The organism is Neopusillimonas aromaticivorans, from assembly GCF_030344915.1.
In the GTDB taxonomy this organism is placed as follows: Bacteria; Pseudomonadota; Gammaproteobacteria; order Burkholderiales; family Burkholderiaceae_B; genus Neopusillimonas; species Neopusillimonas aromaticivorans.
The window spans coordinates 465,360-485,605 of record NZ_CP128233.1 but is presented as its reverse complement, the minus strand read 5'-3'; the positions used below and the strand labels follow the sequence as shown (position 1 = coordinate 485,605).

The following is a 20,246-nucleotide window of genomic DNA, read 5'->3' as shown; positions in this document are numbered from 1 at the left end:
CGAGTGCCATGACATCGCACCGAATGCGCCGCGCGCTCTGGGCCGTGCTCTTGCTGCTTGCCCTGCTGATGCTGGCTGTGTACCTGGGGTTCTTCCGCAGCTCCAGCGTGGGCGCGGATGTCGAGCAGCCGCTCAGCGTCGACGACATGCGGCAGTTGCTGCCGCGCGGGCGCGAGATGGCCGCCGCGGCCGATTGCTTCGGCTGCCACTCCACCCCGCAAGGGCCGCTGGCGGCCGGCGGCGTCGCCATCGGGACGCCATTCGGCACGCTGCATTCCACCAACATTACGCCGGACCCTGTGCATGGCATCGGCCGCTACACTCGGGCCGATTTCCACCGCGCCCTGCGCGACGGCGTGGCGCGGGACGGGCGTAACCTGTACCCGGCCATGCCTTATGTATTCCTGCACCGCATCACGCCCGGGGACGCCGACGCGCTGTACGCCTACCTCCAGACCATTCCGCCCCTGGCAGTGCCCAACCAGCCCAACACCGGCGTCTATGTGCTGCCGGTGCGCGGCGCCATGAACTTCTGGAATCTCCTGAACTTTCCCAAGCGAGAAGGCATCGAGGGCCTGGCCGCGCCGCCTGCCGGCGGCCACTGGCGATGATGTCGGCGAACAATCGGCCCTATGGACCCGCGGCGCCTACCTAGTGGAAGGAGCGGGCCACTGCGCGGCCTGCCATACGCCCATGAACTTCATGATGGGCACGAACTTCTCGCGCCATTTCGAGGGCGCCGTCATCGACGGCCTGCAGGCCCCGGACATACGCGCCGCCACCCTGGCCCGACAAGGCTATACAGTCGACACGCTCACGCGCTTCCTGCGTACCGGCGTGTCGCCGCAAGGTACTTCATTTGGCGGCATGTACACCGTTACCCATGCCTCCACCAGCGAACTGAAAGCGCAGGACGTGCAGGCGATGGCGACCTACCTGCTTACCGGGGCCGACGGCCGGGCGGCAACCGCGGCCGCAGCGCCGATATCGGCCGCAGTCGACGCCCACGCACGCGCGAAGGAGGGCGGCGCCCATACCGACACGCCAACCGCGCCTGGCCCGGCCACGGGCCGGCTGCAATATATATCCGCATGCGCAGGCTGCCACGGCATGGCCGGCGAGGGCATCCCCACCTTGCCCCCGCCATGCAGGGCAACGCTGCCCTGAGCAACAGCGATGCGTTCAACTTCATCAAGGTCGTGCTGGAAGGCATACCCACGCAAGCTTTTGCGGGCAATGAACGCATGTACGCCATGCCCGGATTCGCCGAGCAGCTCAGCGACGAGCAGATCGCGCAATTGTCCAACTGGGCTCGCGGACAATGGGGCGGACAGCCGGCCGACATATCCGCCAAGACGGTAGGCAGGCTGCGGAAAAAATAAGGGCGGATACCTCCCCTATCCATAACGCTTTTGTCCCATTGCTATTGGAAAGCCGTGGTAAATCGGTAACCATCGGTCTTCTTTTGAGAAATCAAGCAATAAGAATCTGCCGGAGCCATGGCCTTCGACAGTTTCCTCAGGGACATCGACATGCAAGCTCCATCTATTTCACGCAGGAATTTCATCAAGCTGGCCGGCGCTTCGGGCATGCTGGCCGGGCTTCCAGCCACCGCGTTCGCCGAGCAGAAAACCTTCTCCGACGGCTTTTTATGGGGCGTGGCCTCGTCGGCTTCGCAGGTGGAAAGCCGCCAGGGCCGGGGCCGCAGCAACTGGGATGACTTCGCCGACCAAAAAGGGCACATTCTCGATGGCTCGACAAACGCCGTCAATACGGCCTTCGAAACCCACTACGCCGAGGATTTCGCCATGCTGGCCGCCGCCGGTGTGAATGCATTCCGATTCTCCTTCGCATGGCCGCGCATCCAGCCGGACGGGCCCGGCAAACCCAACGAAGCGGGGATGGCGCTGTACGACCGCATCATCGACGAAATGCTGAGTCGAGGCATGAAGCCGGCAGCCACCATGTGCCATTGGGACATGCCCACCTGGGTGGGCGACCTGCGCGACCGCGACATCACCCATCGTCTGGCCGACTATGCCGACATATTGACACGCCGCTTCGGCGACCGCATTGGACTGTGGCTGGCGCTGAATGAACCGAACACCGTGGCGGCCGCCGGCTATGCCCTGGGCATTCATGCGCCGGGCCTGGCGTCGATGCAAGCAACGGGCGCGGCGGTGCATCACCAGAATCTGGCCCAGGGCCTGATGATAGCGGCGGCCCGCGCCAACCTGCCCAAGGACGCTCGGGTTTCCACCACCATCAACTGTCAATCGGCACGTCCTGCGACCGACTCGCCCGAGGACGCGCAAGCCGCCGAAATGGCCGAAGCTTTCTGGAACGGCGCATGGCTGGACCCCTTGTTCGGCCGCGATTATCCCGAAAAAGTGCGCACGCTGGTCGAACCATTTGTCAAAGCCGGCGACATGGAGAACATCGCGGCGCGGCCCGACTGCCTCGGAGTCAATTACTACGCGCGCGTCTATGCTCAGGCGGCGGCCGGGTCGCCCCTCGGCTTCATGCCGCTAGTCGATCATTTCCCCAATAAACTCATCCCCACGCAGATGCTGCCGGTCGAGCCCGACGGCCTTACCGAGATACTGCTTCGCATTCACACCGAATACGGCGCCCCCGACATCTACGTCACTGAGACGGGCTTCCCACTGGAAGATCCCCAGCCCGTGGACTGGGTTGTGCAGGACCCCAAGCGCAGCACTTATCTGCGGTCTTATTTACAGGCGGCGCATCAGGCCGTCGATCAGGGCGTCAAGCTGCGCGGCGTTTTCTACTGGGCCGCCACGGACAATTGGGAGTGGGCCATGGGCTTCACCAAAACCTTCGGGCTGATCCAGGTGGATCGCGCCACACAGAAGCGCACACCCAAGGCCAGCCTGGCCTATTACGCGAAGTGCATCAAGATGAACGGCGTGGCATGAAGCAGCGCGTCAAGCAAAAATCGTGGTTAGCCGCGCTGGCCTTCAGCGCGGCACTGTCGCTGACGGGCACGCAAGCCCTCGCCTCGGAAAACGGCAGCAGCTTCTATCTGCTGGGGTCCAAGGGCCCGATGGCCGGCGTCGTGCCCGCGCCCGGCTTGTATCTGCAGAACGACGTCTACTACTACACGGCGCGGGCGGACGCATCGCAATCCCTGCCCACCGGCGGCCAGGTGGCCGTCGGCCTCAAAGCACAGGCTCTGATCAATCTGCCGACCCTGGTCTGGTCCACACCGTACAAGTTGCTGGACGGCCGGCTGGCACTGGGGCTGACCCTGCCTTACGGCCATCAGTACATCGATGCCGATCTGGTGCTCGGCCCTTACGCCGGCGACACCACCAGCCGCGTGACGGCCCTGGGCGATCCGGTCGTCACCGGCACATTGGGGTGGCAAAACGGATCCTATCACTGGAGCCTTGTCGGCATGGTCAACGTGCCCGCCGGACATTATCGAGGGAACTCCATGTCGAACATCGCCTTTCATCGCTGGGGCGCCGACGTGTACATGGCCGGGACTGGTACGACCCCGCCGTAGGCTGGGACATATCCGGCGTGGTCGGCGTGACTTTCAACGGCAACAACCCGAAGACGAATTACCGAACCGGCACAGAGTGGCACCTGGAGCCGCGGTCTCCCGCGACATCGCCGGCCCTGGCACCACCCTGGGCGCCATCGGCTATTATCATCAGCAGATCAGCGATGACAGCGGAGACGGCGCGGTGCTTGGCGGATTTCGCGGACGCACGGCCGCCCTTGGGCTCACGGCCAGCCATGCATTCAAGTGGGAAAACACACCCATCCAGGCGCGCTTGAAGGTTTTGCGTGAGTTCAATACCCGGAACCGTGTCGAAGGCACCGCCGTCTACCTGACGCTATCGCTGCCCTTTCATGATTGAATCATGCAGCTTAACGCGTCGTTCAACCGTTTGATTCGCTGCCGGAGAAAACATGATGGAAGGTGGTTTCTACATCTCGACCGACATGGTCGAGGAATCGATACGTGACGATTTCTGGCGCGAGACGTCATCCCTGCTGTATGAAATCACGCCCGCGGGCGACGAAGGCATATCGGGATCGGTGCGCTCGCGCCTGTTCGGCAACATGGTGCTGGGCAACACGACGTTCAACCTAATCACTCAGACGGATCTGGATTTCTACTTGCTGCAACTGATTCTCGCCGGAGAATACCGGGGTGATTTCGCCGGCAAAGATCTGCTCGCCCAGCCCGGCGACATGTTCATCCTGGACCTTGCGCGTCCATTGATCAGCCTGAAGGAAGCCGGCGCCAGGATTACTCTCGTCATCCCTCGCAAAGACATCGGCCAAAACTGGACAACACGGAACCTGCACGGCGTGGTGCTGCGGGGCAATGTACCCACCAACCGGCTGCTGTTCGATTTCATCGTGTCGCTCGATGGGCTGCTCGACGACATGGAGGCCCACGCCATGCCGGGCGTGGGTGAATCGCTGATGATGCTCGTAAAAGCGGCGCTTAGCGGAGCCACCTTGACACACGAGCAATGCATGGCGATCAACCTCTCGATGCGGCAGCGCATCCTCGAATACATCGACCGCCATCTTTCGGACCCCTCACTCGGGCCCGAGTCCATCATGCATCACTTCAGGCTGTCGCACTCGCATCTATACCGCACGTTCCAGTCTGACAAGGGCGTGGCGCGGCTGATCAGGGACAAACGTCTGGATCTGGCGTATCGCATGATCCTGCACAAGGACGGCCAGAGGCTGTCTCTGAAGGAGCTTGCCTATAAATGTGGCTTCTCGAGCCGATCGCATTTTTCGCGTTTCTTTCACGATAGGTTCGGCGTTGCCCCAAAAGAATTGCGCGGCCTGCAAAAGGCCATGCCGCGCGACACGGGCTCTTCCTCCATCCTGTTTCATCGCTACATCGCTACGTGCATCCCGCCTGCCGACGACTAGCGCATTGTTTAGCCGGTTCGCGCATCCGGATGTATGGACGTCCCAAACAGGATGCAAGCCGGATGATGCTGCCGTCAAAAAGGCTCTTGGGAGAAAAGCGCTCCAGATTAGAGATGAATCCGACCCATGACGCCCTCCACGAAAGCCGGGGCGCTTCATTTCGTATGCATCTCATGGAGCTCCGGCTTCCTCACCTTCCTACGACGAGCGAATGATGTCTGTACTTCCGATCTCCCGCCGCGCCTTCCTCAAAGGAATGGGCGCTACGACCGCGGCCACGATACTGCCGCGTTTTGCCTGGGCCAAAGAGCCGACCTTTGGCCAAGACTTCTTGTGGGGCGTGGCAACCTCGGCGCCCGAATCGGAAAGCCGCGCCAATCGCGGACGTAGCAATTGGGACGTCTTCATCGACAACATCGGCGGCTCTGCGGACGGCACGAACAACGTGCGCAATACCGAATTCGACTCCCGCTATCTGGACGAATTCAAACTGCTGCAGGCTTCCGGCGTAAAGGCGTTTCGGTTTTCTTTTGCCTGGTCGCGAGTGCAGCCCGAATCCCCGGACGCTCCCAATATGCGGGGCCTGGATCACTACGATCGCATGATCGACGCCATGCTGGAGCATGGCCTGGAGCCTGTTCCGACCTTGTTCCATTGGGACATCCCGTTATGGGCCGGCGATTTTCTGGATCGCGACATCAGCCGCAGAATGGGGGACTACGCCGAAATCATGGCGCGCCTGGTGGGCGACCGGGCCAAGACCTGGCTGCTGTTCAACGAGCCCGGCATCATTCCCATCTTTGGCTATGGTCAAGGCATTTTCGCTCCGGGCTACCGATCCCGGCGCTACTTGGGGGCGGCCCTCCATCATGTCAACCTTGCACACGGCAGGGCGCTGACGGCCGTCCGGGCAAACACGTCCTCTGGCACACGGGTTTCATCCGCCTTCAACATCATGCCGTTCGAAGCCCCCTCTGGCAGCGCCGAAGACGTGGCAGCCGCACGCTTCATGGATGTTCTATGGAACGAGGCGGTTCCCGCGCCGGCTTATGGTCGCGGGTATCCTTCTTTGGTCCTGCCGCTGGTGGAACCCTATATTCAGAACGGCGATATGGAGGCCATTGCGGTCAAGCCCGATTTCTTCGGCTTGAACTTCTACTCCCGGTCGTTCGTCAAGGCCGACCCTGATTCTCCGGTGGGTATCGCGCTGGTTGAGCCGCCCGCCGAGCTCGAACGAACCGATGAACTGCCCTATGACCCCGACACGTATACCAAGGTGCTGCTAAAAGCTCACAAAGACTACGATGCACCCGACATCATCGCCACGGAGTTCGGCTTTCCCGTGGCCGAAGAAGCTCCCAAGGATGGATGGGTGAACGACCCCTTGCGCATCAAGTACATGCAAGGATATATCCGGGCCGCCCACGACGCCTACCAGCAAGGCGTCAAGCTGAAGGGGATGTTCTATTGGTCTTCGACGGACAATTGGGAATGGGTGCTGGGCCTGCGCAAGCACTTCGGCCTGATACACATCGACCAGCCCTCACTGAAACGCATCCCCAAGCGCAGCCTCGAGTACTATGCCAAGTGCATCCGGCTCAACGGACCGGCTTAAGGGTGGTAATCCATTGACCAAATCTTGACCGAAGTAGGCCAAAATAGGCACTAAAACGCAGCTATATAAAGGGTGGCTACCGCTGCAAGTCATTGATTTAGCTGCGTTTCAGTTTCTGTCTATTTATGGGAAGCAAGATTGTGATTCCGGTTGTCGTGGGTTCGAGCCCCATCGGTCACCCCAGATTTTGAACGGGTTTCGTGTAATTTGCCGAAACCCGTTTTTGTTATATAAAGCCAACCCTGCAAGCAGGTCAGGTGGCGTTGGTAGGTTCGGCTTGAGGTAACGGCGCAAGTGGCAGCGGTCGTTTAGAATGCCGCCCCATGGCAACACGTAGAACGTCCAAACGCAGCACCCGCAGAAAACCACACGGTCGATTGTCCCTGCGAACACTTCTGTTTTCAACGGCGGCATCTTTCATTTTTTTCAGCGCTTTTTTCAATCCGAAGCTGGCTGAACTGGCCCGGCTGGCAAGTTTTGACCTGACCCGGTTCGAGCATTTTGACCTGACCCTGTTTGCGGACTCTTTCCTGTCAGGTGTTGCATCAGCGCCGGAGTCGGTGCCAAAGCCCGGGGATGCGCAGTGGATCCAGACCTCATTCAAAGACTGCCCGGAGTTTTTCCCGGGCAAGCCGCCAGCGGTACCCGCAGCACCGGGGTTGCGCGAACTGTGTTTTTCCTCATTCGCCATCTTGCACAGCGGCCAGGCCAAGGCGCCGGTGTTTGTTGCCCAGCGCCTTAATCGTCGGATGCTGGAGCAGGCGAAGACCCTTGAGCGAAAAGACCGCTTTTATCCGGAAGCGCGATTGCCAGTATCAGAGCGAGCGGACCTGGATGACTATCGGGGTTCGGGTTATTCACGCGGTCATATGGCGCCGGCAGCCGACATGCATACCCCTGAGGCCATGGCGCAAAGCTTCAGCCTGGCTAATATGGTTCCGCAGGATCAGCGTCACAATTCGGGGGCCTGGTCAAAAATCGAGCAGGACACCCGCAAGTACATCATGCGTGCCAAGGGCGATGTGTATGTCTTTACCGGACCGGTGTATGGCAATCGGCCGAAACGTATCGGAGAGGGCCGGGTGGCTGTGCCAACACACTTGTTCAAGGTTGTCTACGATGCGACGACCGGCCGGTCATGGGTGCATTTCCAGGAGAACAGCCCGACAGCGAAGGCCGGTCCGCCGATCAGCTATGAAAGCTTTGTGGCCAGGTCTGGCGTGCGGGTTTTACCGGAGCGGTAGGAGTAACATGAAGGTCTGACGCAGGGTATTCAGCCTGTTGAACGTCTTCTTCCGGAGCCGCTTGCTGTGGCTTTGCGCCAAGGGGTGTCAGCCCTTACACTTTGGGCTGGCAGGCGCCAATCGCTTACTATGTGTGCCTAAACCTTTATGCGTAACGTCCATGGCCCAATTATTCACTGTTCACCCGCAAAATCCTCAACCCCGCTTGCTCAAGCAAGCCAGTCAGCTGATCGAAAAAGGGGGTTGGTCGCCCTGCCGACAGACTCCAGCTATGCCGTTGTGGCGCATCTGGATGACAAGTCGGCGGCCGACGCCCTACGGCGTATCCGGGGCTTGATGAACGTCATCATCTGACGTTGTTGTGCCGTGATCTGGCTGAAATCGGCCAGTTTGCCCGGGTCGACAATCGCCAGTACCGTTTCCTGAAAATGGCAACGCCAGGTCCCTGGACGTTCATCCTTGAGGCCACGCGTGAAGTGCCGCGACGGGTCTCGCATCCGTCGCGTAAAACCATCGGTATCCGGGTGCCCGATAACCCCGTTGCCCTTGAACTGCTGGCTCAGGCCGGCGCGCCGCTCATCTCCACCACGCTTATTCCGGAGGGCGAAGAGCTGCCCCTGAACGACGCTGAAGAAATCCTTGAACGTTATGGACACGCTCTGGCTGCCGTCATCGATGGCGGTGCATGCCCTCTCGAGCCCACGACGGTTATTGACCTGACCGGTTCTGAGCCTGTTGTTTTGCGCCGGGGGCAGGGTAACCTGGCCAGCCTCGGTCTTGATTAACCCCAGCGGACTATTTTCATGGGTTTTGACTCCCTTATTCAGACCATCACAGTTTATGCTTTGCCGGTGCTGTTCGGCATCACCTTGCATGAAGCGGCGCACGGGTATGTCGCCCGCATGTTTGGCGACCCGACCGCCTGGCAATTGGGGCGCGTCACCCTGAACCCCATTAAACACATTGATCCCATCGGTACGATTGCCGTACCGCTGTTCCTGCTGTTCACGACCAAAATGATGGGGGCCGGCATGTTGTTCGGCTGGGCCAAACCGGTTCCCGTCGACTGGGGGCGGTTGCGTCATCCCAAGCGTGACATGCTTTGGGTGGCGCTGGCTGGCCCGGGGTCAAATCTTGTCATGGCTATCTTGTGGACACTGTCGTTGAAGCTGTTCATTTCGTCGGGTATGAGCCCGACTGATTTCTGGGTGCAAATGGCCTTCGCCGGCATTAATGTCAATCTGGTGCTGATGGCGCTGAACCTGCTGCCTTTGCCACCGCTTGATGGCGGTCGCGTTGTCTTCAGTCTGTTGCCCGACCGCATGGCGTGGCAATACCAGCGAATCGAGCCCTATGGCATGCTGATTCTTATTGTTTTGATGCTGACGGGTGCGCTTTGGGTGTTGTTGCAGCCGCTGCTGTTGTTCGGGCAAGGCATTGTGCGTTTGTTTCTTTAAAAAACCGGCAGCGGGCAATATCTGTTTTACGGCTAATCCGTTAAACTTTAGCGTTATCTTGAATTCTCGGAGTCTATTCTCATTATGGTCAGTACCGAAACGGCGATGCCCGCGTTTCAGGGCAGCATGGTGGCTCTGGCCACCCCGATGCTTCCTGATGGCAGTCTCGATCTGCCGGCGTATCGCAAACTTATCGATTGGCACGTGCAAGAGGGTACCGATGCGCTGGTCGTCGTGGGTACCTCCGGGGAATCACCCACCGTCAGTATGGAAGAGCACGCCGAACTTATCCGTGTCGCGGTAACGCATGCGGCAGGGCGCATTCCGGTCATTGCCGGTGTGGGCGGCAACTCTACGGCAGAAGCCATTGAGTTGTCCGAGTACGCTCTCAAGGCGGGTGCCCAGGCGGGTTTGTCGGTGGTGCCGTATTACAACAGGCCCACTCAGGAAGGCATGTACCGTCACTTTCGTACGATTGCCGAAGCGGTTGATTTACCGTCCATTTTGTATAACGTGCCGGGCCGTACGGTTGCGGACATGAGCAACGATACTGTGTTGCGTCTGGCACAGGTGCCCGGCATCATTGGTATCAAAGACGCTACGGGTGACATTGCTCGTGGCGGCTGGCTGCTGCATCACAAACCCGAGGCCTTTCAGGTCTTCAGTGGCGACGACGCCACTGCAGCTGCGCTTATCTTGCTGGGTGCGCGTGGCAACATCTCGGTCACCGCCAATGTGGCGCCACGTCTCATGCATGATTTGTGCAGCGCGGCGCTTGGTGGTGACGTTGCCCGTGTCCGCGAGCTCAACGGGCGCCTGGCCCAGCTCAACAAGGTATTGTTCGTCGAAGCCAATCCAATTCCCGTAAAGTGGGCCATGGCCGAAATGGGTCTGGTTCAATCGGGGTGTCGTCTACCTTTAACTCCCTTAAACGAGCAGTACCATGTCGTGGTGCGTAACGCTTTAAAAGACGTGGGCTTAATTTAATGATCAAGATGCGCTTAAATAAACGCTTTTCCGCCCTTACCCTTGGTGTGGGCGTGGTTTTGCTCTCGGGCTGTTCCCAGTTGAATCAAATCATGGGCACCGAAGATTCTGTCAAGTACCGCAGTACGGTTGCCGGTGATCCGCTCAGTATTCCCCCGACCTTACCCAGGCCAACCAGGACGCCCGTTATCGCGCGCCGGAAGGAACCACCACATTCAGCCAGTACGCCGCAGCGCAGCAAGACCGTGGGTCCAGCACGGGGTGCAAAACATTTTGCCGTCCGTTGATGACGTCAATGTTGTGCGTGACGGTGAAATGCGCTGGTTGGTGGTCAATCGTCCCGCCGAACAGGTTTACCCGCAAATCATCGAGTTCTGGGGTGAACAAGGTTTCACGATCCAGACTCAAGACCCCAAGGCCGGCATGATCGTTACCGATTGGGCTGAAAACCGCGCCAAGATTCCCGAAGGCTGGATCAAAACGGCGCTGGGTGCCATTTTTGACCAGGTTTTCGACAGCGGCGAGCGTGAACGTTTCCGTACCCGTATCGAGCGCGTCAATGGTAAAACCGAGGTCTATATCAGTCACCAGCAAATGGTTGAAACCGGTACGGCCGACAACTCGGGCTGGAAATGGGTGGCTGGCAAAGAAGATCCCAACCTGAATGCGGCCATGCTGGCCCGTCTGATGGTCTTCCTGGGTACCGATATCCAGACGGCTCAGGCTAAAGTCACTGCAGCACAGAAACAGCCCGGCTCTCCGGTGATCGAACCGGCGGTTTCCGGCCAGGCTGTGCTTGCGCTGGCCGAGCCCTTCGATCGTGCGTGGCGTCGTGTTGGCGTGGCTATCGATTCGGCCGGCTTCTATGTCGAAGACCGCGATCGTTCGGCGGGCGATTATTACGTCCGTTACCTCGATACCGACACGGGTCAGAAAATCGAGCAGCCCAACGTGTTCCAGCGGATGTTTGGTGGCAAGGGTACGTCCGAACCCCGCACATTCCGTATCCGTGTGGCCGACCAGGGTAGCAGCTCGGTCGTGACCGTGCTCGATGCCAACGGCCAGCAAGACAACTCCGATACGGCCAAACGCATCATCAACGTGTTGTCCAGCAATATGTAAACCGTGCCCTGTGTGCCGGCCGACAAGGCCGGCACACAGGTGGTGCAGGGTCAGTCGGGCAGATACTGAAGCCAGCCGTCATCCAGCCAGGCCGTCAGCATGTCCAGTGCTTCGTCCGCAGGTTGGGCACGGTTCACTTCAGAAGCGGTCAGCCCGCGTTCGTCGGCCAGGCGTTTCAACCAGTCTTCGGCCTGCAGCGGGGCCACTTCCCCATTGATGAACAGGCTGGTGCCCCGGTACATCATGCGGGTACAGCGATCAAGCACGAAACGCCCTTGCGATGGCACGCCGTCGACCAAGTCCAGGCTGTGATCGCCGGGCTCAAACCAGGCCGCCCGTGATGGCTCGGTGAGCCATTGGCCCAGAAAACGCTCGGCCAATTCGGGCGTGAACGCCACGCGCTGCACTGCTGCCAGGGCCGCATCAATCAGGCCGTCTGGCAACTGCGCCGGGTGTGTTGTAGCTATAGCCCCCGGTCTTTGTAGGCATCCGCAAGCACAGGGCCTGGCAGTGGCGGGTTGGCGTACAGGCCGCTGTCATCACCCAGACGAGCCATGATCTGGTCGCCGGCCGCATCCAGCAGGCCGCGTGCCAGAGCGCCCGTTGTGGGTGCCCGGAACCCGATCGAAATCGTCATGCAGTCGCCCTGTGCTACGCCGTCGTGGGCCACATGCGGCGGCAGGTAAAGCATATCGCCCGGCTCCAGCACAAACTCTTGTTCAGCCTGGAAGTTGGCCAGGATTTTGAGCGGCAACCCGGGCACGAGTGAAAGGTCGTCTTGTGTGCTGATACGCCAGCGACGCTGTCCTGCGGCTTGCAGAAGGAATACATCGTAGCTGTCAAAGTGCGGGCCGACACCACCACCTTCGGTGGCGATACTGATCATGGCGTCATCAAGGCGGGCATCGCTGATGAACCGGAACTGGTGCATCAGGGCGGCCATGTTGTCATCGTGCGCATCAACGTTCTGGGCCAGGATTGTCCAGTCGGGTTTGCGCGCGCCGGGCAAGCGGTTGAACGGGCCGGTCTTCATGTGCCAGCCTTCATCATCGTGCCAGATCAGGCGTGACTCAACTTCCTCGCGCTTGACCAGGTCCTTGATGTCGGCAATGGATAGCGAGGGCTTGAAACCGGGGATGGCTTGCCGGATCAGCAAGGGCTTGCGCTGCCAGTAGTCGCGCATGAAATCGGCGGGGCTGATGTTGCCCAGCAAGGCAAGGGGAAGGTCAATGTTCATGGAGTCGGGATCGCAAGGTATAGATCAGCTCGAGGGCTTCGCGGGGTGTCAGTGTATCCGGGTTGACCTGCTCAAGGGTGTCGCGCAGTTGTTCCAGAGCAGGGGCGTTGGCCGGTACCGGATTCGAGGGCACATTGGGTAAAGGGTCAGCCTCAGCCAGGTTGGAAAACAGGTCGAGCTGTGGTGTTGCCCCGCCGGCGGCTTCCAGTCGCGCCAGTTCTTTACCGGCATGCCGGATGACTGCAGCAGGGATCCCGGCGCGTTGGGCCACTTGAATACCGTAGCTGCGGCTGGCTGGCCCGGGTTGGACTTCATGCAGAAACACAATGCCTGACGGCGATTCTGCTGCGGCCAGATGGACATTCAGGGCGTGCGGAACTTCGTTGGGCAAGCGGGTGATTTCGAAGTAGTGGGTGGCAAACAGCGTCAGGGCCTGGTTGTAGGTCAGCAGACGGTAGGCGATGGCCCAGGCCAGTGCCAGGCCGTCATAGGTCGAGGTACCCCGGCCAATTTCGTCCATGAGCACCAGGCTGTACGGTGTGCTGGCGGCCAGGATGGCGGCGGCCTCTGTCATTTCCATCATGAAGGTCGAGCGCCCGCCAGCCAGGTCATCGGCGGCGCCAATGCGCGTGAAGATGCGATCAATCTGGCCAATGGTGGCTGCGGTAGCCGGCACAAAGCTGCCGATACGAGCCAGCAGCACAATCAGCGCCACCTGGCGCATGTAGGTTGATTTTCCGCCCATGTTCGGGCCTGTAATCAGCAGCATGCGCCGGGTAGTATCAAGGAGCAGTCATTGGGAATGAAGCGTTCGATGCTGTGCTCGACAACCGGATGACGCCCCTGTTCGATGTGAATCTCGGCTGTGTCGGACAGGGTGGGGGCTACCCATTGGCTGGATTGCGCATGCTCGGCCAACGCGGCAAGTGCATCAATCTGTGCAAGGGCACTGGCACAGGCCGACAAGAGGGGCACACTGCCTGCCAGGGTATCGAGCAGCTGTTCGAACAGGTATTTTTCGCGGGCCAGGCTGCGATCTTTGGCCGACAGCACCTTGTCTTCCCAGGTTTTCAGTTCAGGTGTGATGTAGCGCTCGACATTTTTCAGCGTTTGCCGACGCCGGTAGTCGTCGGGCACTTTGTCCGTTTGTCCCTTGCTCACTTCAATGAAAAACCCATGCACGCGATTGAATTCAACGCGCAGATTGGCGATACCGGTGCGTTCGCGTTCCTGGGCTTCCAGCGTCAGCAGGAAGTCGCCATTGTCGGCAGCCAGACGCCGCAGCTCGTCGAGCTCGTCGTCGTAGCCAGTGGCAATCACACCGCCGTCACGCACCATGACGGCAGGCTCCTGGGCGATTGCCGTATCAAGCGTGCGGGCAAGATCAGGCGGTAAATGCAGCTGTTCCGCTTGTTGCGACAGCGCAGGGTCAGGGTGAATGCACCCAGAAGATGGCGGGCCAGTTCCGGCAACAGGTGCAGGGCATCGCGCAGGCTGGCCAGTTCACGTGGGCGAACCGATCGCAAGGCGATACGGGTGGCAATACGCTCGACGTCGGGAAAATTTCGCAGCACTTGTCGCAGGGCAAACAGCGGGTTGACGCTGAAGGCGTCTTGCGTGACCGCAGTCGACAGCAGGCACGTAATGATGCCCTGGCGTTCAAGGACCGGCGCATTGTCGCGCAACGGGTGGTGCAGCCAGTGGCGCAGCAGCCGGCTGCCCATCGGGGTCTGGCAATGGTCCAGCGTTGAAAACAGGGTAGGGCCGGCTTCGCCCGACAAGGTTTCAGTCAGTTCCAGGTTTTTCCGCGTTACCGGGTCGAGCACCACATACTGGCCGGGGCGGTCGACCCGTATGCCTTGGATGTGGCTGAGTGCCTGGCTTTGCGTCTGGCGCACGTAGTACAGCAGGGCACCGGCAGCGCCGATGCACGGGCTGGTCTCGGCCAGGTCAAATCCGGCCAGCGAGTCGGTACCGAAATGGCTCAGCAACGTACTGCGGGCGCTGTCTTTTTCGAAATGCCAGTCGGGCAGGTGTCGAACGGGGGTACCGTCGTTCAATGACAGGTTCTGACCTTCAGGGCAGATCAGTTCGGCGGGTGCGACCCGGTGCAATTCGGTGTCCAGCAGTTCGGGTGTGCATTCCGAAACGGCGAACTGACCGTTCGCCAGATTCATCCATGCCAGCGCCGCAGTGTGTGTTTTGCCCTGTTTCGTCACCCATGCGGCGGCGATAAGGCGGTCGGCTTTGGCAGGCAGCAAGGCCTCGTCAGTCAGCGTGCCGGGCGTGACGATACGGACAATCTGGCGCTCGACCGGCCCCTTGCTGGTGGCCGGGTCGCCCACTTGCTCGCAGATAGCGATGGATTCCCCCAGCGCGACCAATCGTGCCAGATACCCTTCCATGGCGTGAAAGGGTACACCCGCCATGGGGATGGGGGCGCCGTTCGATGTGCCGCGTTTGGTCAGCGTCAGATTCAGCAGCCGGGCCGCGCGTTCGGCGTCGTCGTAGAACATTTCATAGAAATCGCCCATCCGGTAGAACAGCAGATGCGCGCCAGCCTGCGCTTTCAGGCGAAGGTACTGCTGCATCATGGGGGTGTGGCCGGAGTTTGCAATCTCGGTTTTGGACATCAGCAGATTCGATAATAATGTTGTGCAGCGCAAGAGGCTGCAAGATTCGGAAAGAGGGCAGGGTGGTGTCGCAATCCGCAGGGTTATGAATCAGGCCGATCATCGTGGCGATCGATCCAACAGACCATGGCGTGTCGCGGCGATACCGATTTTATCCTGCCCTGCACCCTTATCACGCCAACAGACACTGAGGTGCGGCGTGTCTACTTGGTATGATGCTGGTTTGCTTGTACCACCCTCAACCTTTTGCAGATTTGCGCATGAACCAGCCCAGCCTTGAGCCGCATTCCGACAGTCAGCCCACCGATTTGTATATTCAGCCGGGCCACTTGTTGCGTCGTGCCCATCAAATTGCAGCGTCAATTTTTCATGACGAAATGGGGCAATTGGTAACGCCGGTTCAATATGCCATTTTGCGTACCCTGCGCGAGCATCCTGGAATTGATCAGGTATCGCTGGCGGGCCTGGTGGCCATGGATACATCTACGGCAGCCAGTGTGGCAACGCGGCTCGAGGAAAAAGGTTTGTTGACGCGCCATGTCGATGCGCGTAACCGGCGTCAGCGTGCCTTGCATCTTACTGACGAAGGGCGCACCTTGCTTCATCAGGTCGAGTCGGGCATTGATCGCCTGCATCATCGTCTTTTCGCCGGCTTCTCCGAGGCCGAGGAAACCCAGTTCATGGTGCTGCTCAAGAAGCTGGTGCACGTCAACAATCTCCAGAGCCGCGCGCCCTTTGCACCGCCGAAAGATCGTTGATTGTTCTGCTTTCCCCTTTGGTTGATTTTCTGGATTTAGGGTAAACCCTTGTTGTATGAATTTTGCCAAGGAGTAAAATTTACACAACATTCAGTGTACTGAATCTGTGTCATTCCGGTGCAATACAGTGCGCATTCTTTACTCCGCAAGAGGTCATCATGTTCCTGAAAAATACCTGGTACGTTGCTGCCACCCCTGATGAAATCGACACCAAGCCGCTGGGTCGCCAGATCTGCGGCGAGCGCATCGCGTTTTATCGTGGTCCTGAAGGCAAGGCCTGTGCGGTTGAGGACTTCTGTCCACACCGGGGTGCTGCGTTGTCATTGGGTTACGTCGAAAACGGCAATCTCGTGTGCGGTTATCACGGCTTGGCCATGGGCAGCGATGGCAAGACCGTTTCCATGCCTATGCAGCGTGTGGGCGGTTTTCCGTGTGTTAAAAGTTTCCCGGTCATTGAAAAATACGGCTTCATCTGGGTTTGGCCAGGCGATCCGGCCAAGGCCGACGAATCCTTGTTGCCTGTGCTGGAATGGGCCGAAAGCAAAGAATGGGCCTATGGTGGCGGTCTGTATCACATCAACTGTGACTACCGCCTCATGATTGACAACCTGATGGATCTGACTCACGAGACCTACGTCCATTCCGACAGTATCGGCCAGGACGAAATCGACGAAACGCCGGTGGAAACTTCGGTTGAGGGCAACGAGGTCATTACCAGCCGGTATATGGACAACATCAAGGCACCCCCGTTCTGGGCTGCCGCCATGCGTGAAAATGGCCTGGATGAAAATGCCCATGTCGATCGCTGGCAAATTTCCCGATTCACGCCGCCCAGCCACATTCTTATCGATGTGGGCGTGGCGTTGTCCGGTACCGGAGGCAAAGACGCCGACCCATCCAACCGGGTTCGATCCGTCGTAGTTGACTTCATCACCCCCGAAACGGAAAGTTCACACTGGTATTTCTGGGGTATGGCGCGCAACTTCAAGGCCGACGATGCTGAACTGACCAAGCGCATTCGCGAAGGTCAGGGTCGCATTTTTGGTCAAGATCTTGACGTTCTGGAAGCCCAGCAACGCAACCTCGAATCGTGGCCTGAACGCCGTTTGCTGATGCTGAATATCGATGCAGGTGGCGTACAATCCAGACGTGTTCTCGACCGCCTGGTCAAGGCCGAAAAAGAAGAAAACTCAGCTGCCGTCAACACCTGATTGCGTGCCCGCAAGCGGTGTGCTGGCGGCCTTAACCGTCGCTCACCGCGCGTGGGTAAACCAACTGTGTACACAAAATGACTCAATTATCCGTAAAAGTTGTCAGTAAAGTTGTTGAAGCCATCGATATCGTCAGCCTCGAGCTGGCCAGTGCCGATGGCAAACACTTGCCGTCATTCAGCGCCGGCGCACACATCGACGTTAATTTGCCCGGTGGTATCACGCGTCAGTATTCTTTGCTCAACGACGCCGCCGAGCAGCACCGTTACGTCATTGGCGTACTGAAAGACCCTGAGTCACGCGGTGGCTCAGTGGCCATTCACGACAAGGTCAATGTGGGTGATGTGCTGCAAATCAGCACGCCCAAGAATCACTTCGAGCTGGTTCCTGCACAGCGAAGCCTGCTTCTGGCGGGCGGTATCGGCGTCACTCCTATTTTGTGCATGGCGCGCCGCCTGGCGCAAACCAGCGCCGACTTCGAAATGCATTACTGCACGCGTTCACCCGAGCGTACCGCATTCCAGAAAGACATCCAGGCCTCCAGCTTTGTTGATCGTGTCCATTTCCACTACGACAGTGGCGACGATGCCCAGAAATTGAACCTCAAGGCGCTGGTTGCAGGCCCATCCGACAGTACCCATCTTTATGTCTGCGGCCCCACTGGTTTTATTGATTTCGTTGTCAATACGGCCAAAGAAGCCGGTTGGTCCAGCAGTCATATCCACTTCGAATACTTCGGCGCTGCCGAAATCGATACCAGTGGTGATCAGTCGTTCCAGGTCAAGATCGCCAGCACCGGTGCCATGCTTGACGTCCCTGCCGATAAAAGCATTACCCAGGTTCTGGAAGAAAACGGCGTTTTCGTGCCGGTTTCCTGCGAAGAAGGGGTGTGTGGCACGTGCCTTACCCGTGTTCTCGAGGGTGTTCCCGAGCACCGCGATATGTACCTGACTGAAGACGAGCAGGCGGCCAACGATCAGATGCTGCCGTGCTGTTCACGCGCCAAGACACCGGTTCTGGTGCTCGACCTGTAAGTCTGGTTTTTCTCTTCGGCCCCGGTTCTACCCGGGGCAAAAATTTCAAAATCAAAGATCAACCCGAGGAGCTCTTTTATGCGTCATGTCCCGCAGGGTGACCCCGTGTCATCACCCGCCTCGCCGTTCCGGAGGCCGCCATGTTAAGCAATCTGGTCGGTGTCCTTTTCGATGGTATTGCTTTCGGCGCATTGCTGTTTCTTATCAGTGTTGGTCTTTCCATCACCATGGGTCTGATGAATTTCGTCAATCTGGCCCATGGCGCGTTTGCCATGCTTGGGGGTTACGTTTGCGTAGAGCTCATGAACCGCATGGGCGTGCCGTTTTTGGCGACGCTGCCCATTGCATTCATTGCCGCTGCCGTTGCGGGGTTTGTGCTTGAACGCACGCTGTATCAGCGCCTGTATCGTGCCAGTGCGCTTGACCAGGTGCTGTTTTCGATTGGTCTGGTGTTCATGGTCATTGCCGCCGCGACCTTTGTCTGGGGTCCTACGCAGCAGCCCGTATTCTTGCCTGACTTCCTCAAGGGGCAAGTGTCCGTCTTCGGTATCGGTCTGGGTGTCTATCGCCTGTTTCTGATTGGTGTAGTGGTCCTGGTCACGATCGCATTGGGCCTGATCATCGAGCAAACCCGTTTTGGGGCCATGATCCGCGCTTCGGTCGATAATCAGCAGGCGTCGGCGGGCATGGGTATCAATGTAAACCGTGTGTTCAGTCTCACGTTTGCGCTGGGCTCCGGCATGGCCGGGCTGGGTGGCGGTCTGGGTATCGACGTGCTGGGGCTCGACCCTACATTCCCGCTCAAGTACATGGTGTACTTCCTTATCGTGGTGGCGGTTGGCGGTGCAGGCACCATCAAGGGGCCGTTGCTGGCTGCGATCTTGCTGGGTATTTTTGATGTCGCCGGTAAATACTATGTGCCGCAAGTAGGGGCGTTTGTCATCTACGGCATGATGGTGGTCCTGCTGCTGTTGTTCCCATCCGGGCTTATCTCGAGGCGCACATGAATCTGAAGTCACTTTCAATTATCGACAACCTGCCCGCGCCGCGGGTGCCGAACGATCGCTGGCACAAGCTGGAATACCTGTTCTGGGTGTTGCCGTTCGTCGCTTATTTCCTGTTCCCGAATCATCTCGTGCTGGTCAGTCAAATCATGATTTTGGCGCTGTTTGCACTGTCGCTCGACCTGATCGTGGGATACGCCGGCATCGTGTCGCTGGGTCATGCCGCCTTCTTTGGTCTGGGGGCCTATACCTCTGGCTTGCTGTCGGCTCGCTACGGCTGGGGCGAACCTGTCAGCGCCTTGTTGATCTCGGCAGCGCTGGCGGCATTGCTGGGCTATATCACCAGTTTCCTGGTGGTGCGAGGCCACGAATTGACCCAGTTGATGGTCACCCTGGGTATCGGTTTGATGCTCTACGAAATTGCCAACAAGGCAACCGATTTCACTGGTGGTGCCGATGGGTTGTGGGGTATCGAAACCTGGCCGGTTCTGGGTCTTTTCGAAATTGACTTGTATGGAAAAACCGGTTTTTTCTATAGTTTTGTCGTACTGTTTCTCATGTTCCTGCTGGCACGGCGTATCGTCAGCTCAACCTTCGGGTTAAGTCTGATTGGCATTCGGGAAGGGGCCAAACGCATGCCGGCCATCGGCGTCAATGTTGATCGTCGTCTTGTTGCCATTTATACCGTCAGTGCCGCCATGGCCGGTGTTGCGGGTGCGTTGCTGGCTCAAACCACGCAGTTCGTCAGCCTGGATGCCCTCGGGTTTGTGCGTTCGGCCGATCTGATGATCGTGCTGGTACTGGGGGAACGGGGCGCCTGTATGGTGCGCTTATCGGTGCTGCCGTGTTCATGTTTGCTCACCACTATATTTCTGACATTAATCCGGTGTACTGGCAGTTCTGGCTGGGTCTGCTGTTGATCGTTATCGTTATGGTGGGTCGTGGCGGTATTCTGGGGTCTATTGAAAACATGCTTGAGCGCCGTCGCGAGCGTCTGGCAGGGGGCGTT

The 20,246-nt window shown here is 58.9% G+C and carries 14 protein-coding genes and 6 pseudogenes; 18 read left to right on the top strand and 2 right to left on the bottom strand.

Going from position 1 to position 20,246, the window contains the following annotated elements; all coding sequences use genetic code 11:
- Nucleotides 1-8 precede the first annotated feature (8 nt).
- The 13 genes and pseudogenes from N7E01_RS02560 (at nucleotide 9) to bamC (ending at nucleotide 11,360) form a co-directional block, all read left to right on the top strand.
- On the top strand, nucleotides 9-611 hold the full coding sequence (locus N7E01_RS02560; RefSeq protein WP_289174537.1) for a c-type cytochrome: 603 nt from the start codon (nucleotides 9-11) through the stop codon (nucleotides 609-611).
- Nucleotides 612-693: 82 nt separating this feature from the next.
- Nucleotides 694-1,167, top strand: coding sequence for a hypothetical protein (locus N7E01_RS02555; protein ID WP_289174536.1), 474 nt, complete (start codon nucleotides 694-696; stop codon nucleotides 1,165-1,167).
- On the top strand, nucleotides 1,146-1,382 hold the full coding sequence (locus tag N7E01_RS02550) for a c-type cytochrome (RefSeq protein ID WP_289174535.1): 237 nt from the start codon (nucleotides 1,146-1,148) through the stop codon (nucleotides 1,380-1,382). Before N7E01_RS02555 ends, N7E01_RS02550 begins: the two co-directional genes overlap by 22 nt.
- A 117-nt stretch (nucleotides 1,383-1,499) precedes the next feature.
- A complete protein-coding gene (locus N7E01_RS02545) occupies nucleotides 1,500-2,939 on the top strand; it encodes a glycoside hydrolase family 1 protein (protein WP_289174534.1) in 1,440 nt (479 codons plus the stop codon).
- Nucleotides 2,936-3,561: pseudogene (locus N7E01_RS02540) on the top strand (SphA family protein); the annotation flags it as partial. The gene N7E01_RS02545 and the pseudogene N7E01_RS02540, both read left to right, overlap by 4 nt.
- A gap of 47 nt (nucleotides 3,562-3,608) precedes the next feature.
- A complete protein-coding gene (locus N7E01_RS02535) occupies nucleotides 3,609-3,893 on the top strand; it encodes a transporter (RefSeq protein WP_289174532.1) in 285 nt (94 codons plus the stop codon).
- A 52-nt stretch (nucleotides 3,894-3,945) separates the two neighbouring features.
- Nucleotides 3,946-4,935 carry a helix-turn-helix domain-containing protein gene (locus N7E01_RS02530; RefSeq protein WP_289174531.1) on the top strand — a complete coding sequence of 330 codons (990 nt, stop codon included), beginning with the start codon at nucleotides 3,946-3,948 and terminating at the stop codon, nucleotides 4,933-4,935.
- A gap of 211 nt (nucleotides 4,936-5,146) precedes the next feature.
- Complete coding sequence (locus N7E01_RS02525) at nucleotides 5,147-6,550, top strand: family 1 glycosylhydrolase (protein ID WP_289174530.1); 1,404 nt, start codon at nucleotides 5,147-5,149, stop codon at nucleotides 6,548-6,550.
- Between the two features lie 323 nt (nucleotides 6,551-6,873).
- On the top strand, nucleotides 6,874-7,794 hold the full coding sequence (locus N7E01_RS02520) for a DNA/RNA non-specific endonuclease (protein ID WP_289174529.1): 921 nt from the start codon (nucleotides 6,874-6,876) through the stop codon (nucleotides 7,792-7,794).
- Between the two features lie 160 nt (nucleotides 7,795-7,954).
- Nucleotides 7,955-8,579 (top strand): annotated as a pseudogene (locus N7E01_RS02515) (L-threonylcarbamoyladenylate synthase).
- Between the two features lie 18 nt (nucleotides 8,580-8,597).
- Nucleotides 8,598-9,251 (top strand): site-2 protease family protein, encoded by a 654-nt coding sequence (locus tag N7E01_RS02510; RefSeq protein ID WP_289174528.1) that lies wholly within the window; start codon nucleotides 8,598-8,600, stop codon nucleotides 9,249-9,251.
- 84 nt (nucleotides 9,252-9,335) lie between these two features.
- Nucleotides 9,336-10,238, top strand: a complete 903-nt coding sequence (gene dapA, locus N7E01_RS02505) for a 4-hydroxy-tetrahydrodipicolinate synthase (protein ID WP_289174527.1) — start codon at nucleotides 9,336-9,338, stop codon at nucleotides 10,236-10,238.
- Nucleotides 10,239-10,246: 8 nt separating this feature from the next.
- Nucleotides 10,247-11,360 (top strand): annotated as a pseudogene (gene bamC / locus N7E01_RS02500) (NlpB/DapX family lipoprotein).
- Between the two features lie 50 nt (nucleotides 11,361-11,410).
- Here bamC and N7E01_RS02495 read toward each other — a convergent pair.
- Nucleotides 11,411-12,597 (bottom strand): annotated as a pseudogene (locus N7E01_RS02495) (JmjC domain-containing protein).
- Nucleotides 12,587-15,230, bottom strand: a pseudogene (mutS, locus tag N7E01_RS02490) (DNA mismatch repair protein MutS). Before mutS ends, N7E01_RS02495 begins: the two co-directional pseudogenes overlap by 11 nt.
- A gap of 260 nt (nucleotides 15,231-15,490) precedes the next feature.
- On the opposite strand from mutS, the gene N7E01_RS02485 reads away from it, so the two are divergent.
- The 5 genes and pseudogenes from N7E01_RS02485 to N7E01_RS02465 form a co-directional block, all read left to right on the top strand.
- A complete protein-coding gene (locus tag N7E01_RS02485) occupies nucleotides 15,491-15,988 on the top strand; it encodes a MarR family winged helix-turn-helix transcriptional regulator (protein WP_289174526.1) in 498 nt (165 codons plus the stop codon).
- A gap of 158 nt (nucleotides 15,989-16,146) precedes the next feature.
- Entirely contained in the window at nucleotides 16,147-17,199 is a 1,053-nt protein-coding gene (locus N7E01_RS02480) for an aromatic ring-hydroxylating dioxygenase subunit alpha (protein WP_289174525.1), read from the top strand.
- A 77-nt stretch (nucleotides 17,200-17,276) separates the two neighbouring features.
- On the top strand, nucleotides 17,277-18,233 hold the full coding sequence (locus N7E01_RS02475; RefSeq protein WP_289174524.1) for a PDR/VanB family oxidoreductase: 957 nt from the start codon (nucleotides 17,277-17,279) through the stop codon (nucleotides 18,231-18,233).
- Between the two features lie 140 nt (nucleotides 18,234-18,373).
- The gene (locus N7E01_RS02470; protein WP_289174523.1) at nucleotides 18,374-19,240 is read left to right on the top strand and encodes a branched-chain amino acid ABC transporter permease; all 867 of its coding nucleotides are present in this window, start codon (nucleotides 18,374-18,376) and stop codon (nucleotides 19,238-19,240) included.
- Nucleotides 19,237-20,237, top strand: a pseudogene (locus tag N7E01_RS02465) (branched-chain amino acid ABC transporter permease); the annotation flags it as partial. The gene N7E01_RS02470 and the pseudogene N7E01_RS02465, both read left to right, overlap by 4 nt.
- Between the last annotated feature and the right edge of the window lie 9 nt (nucleotides 20,238-20,246).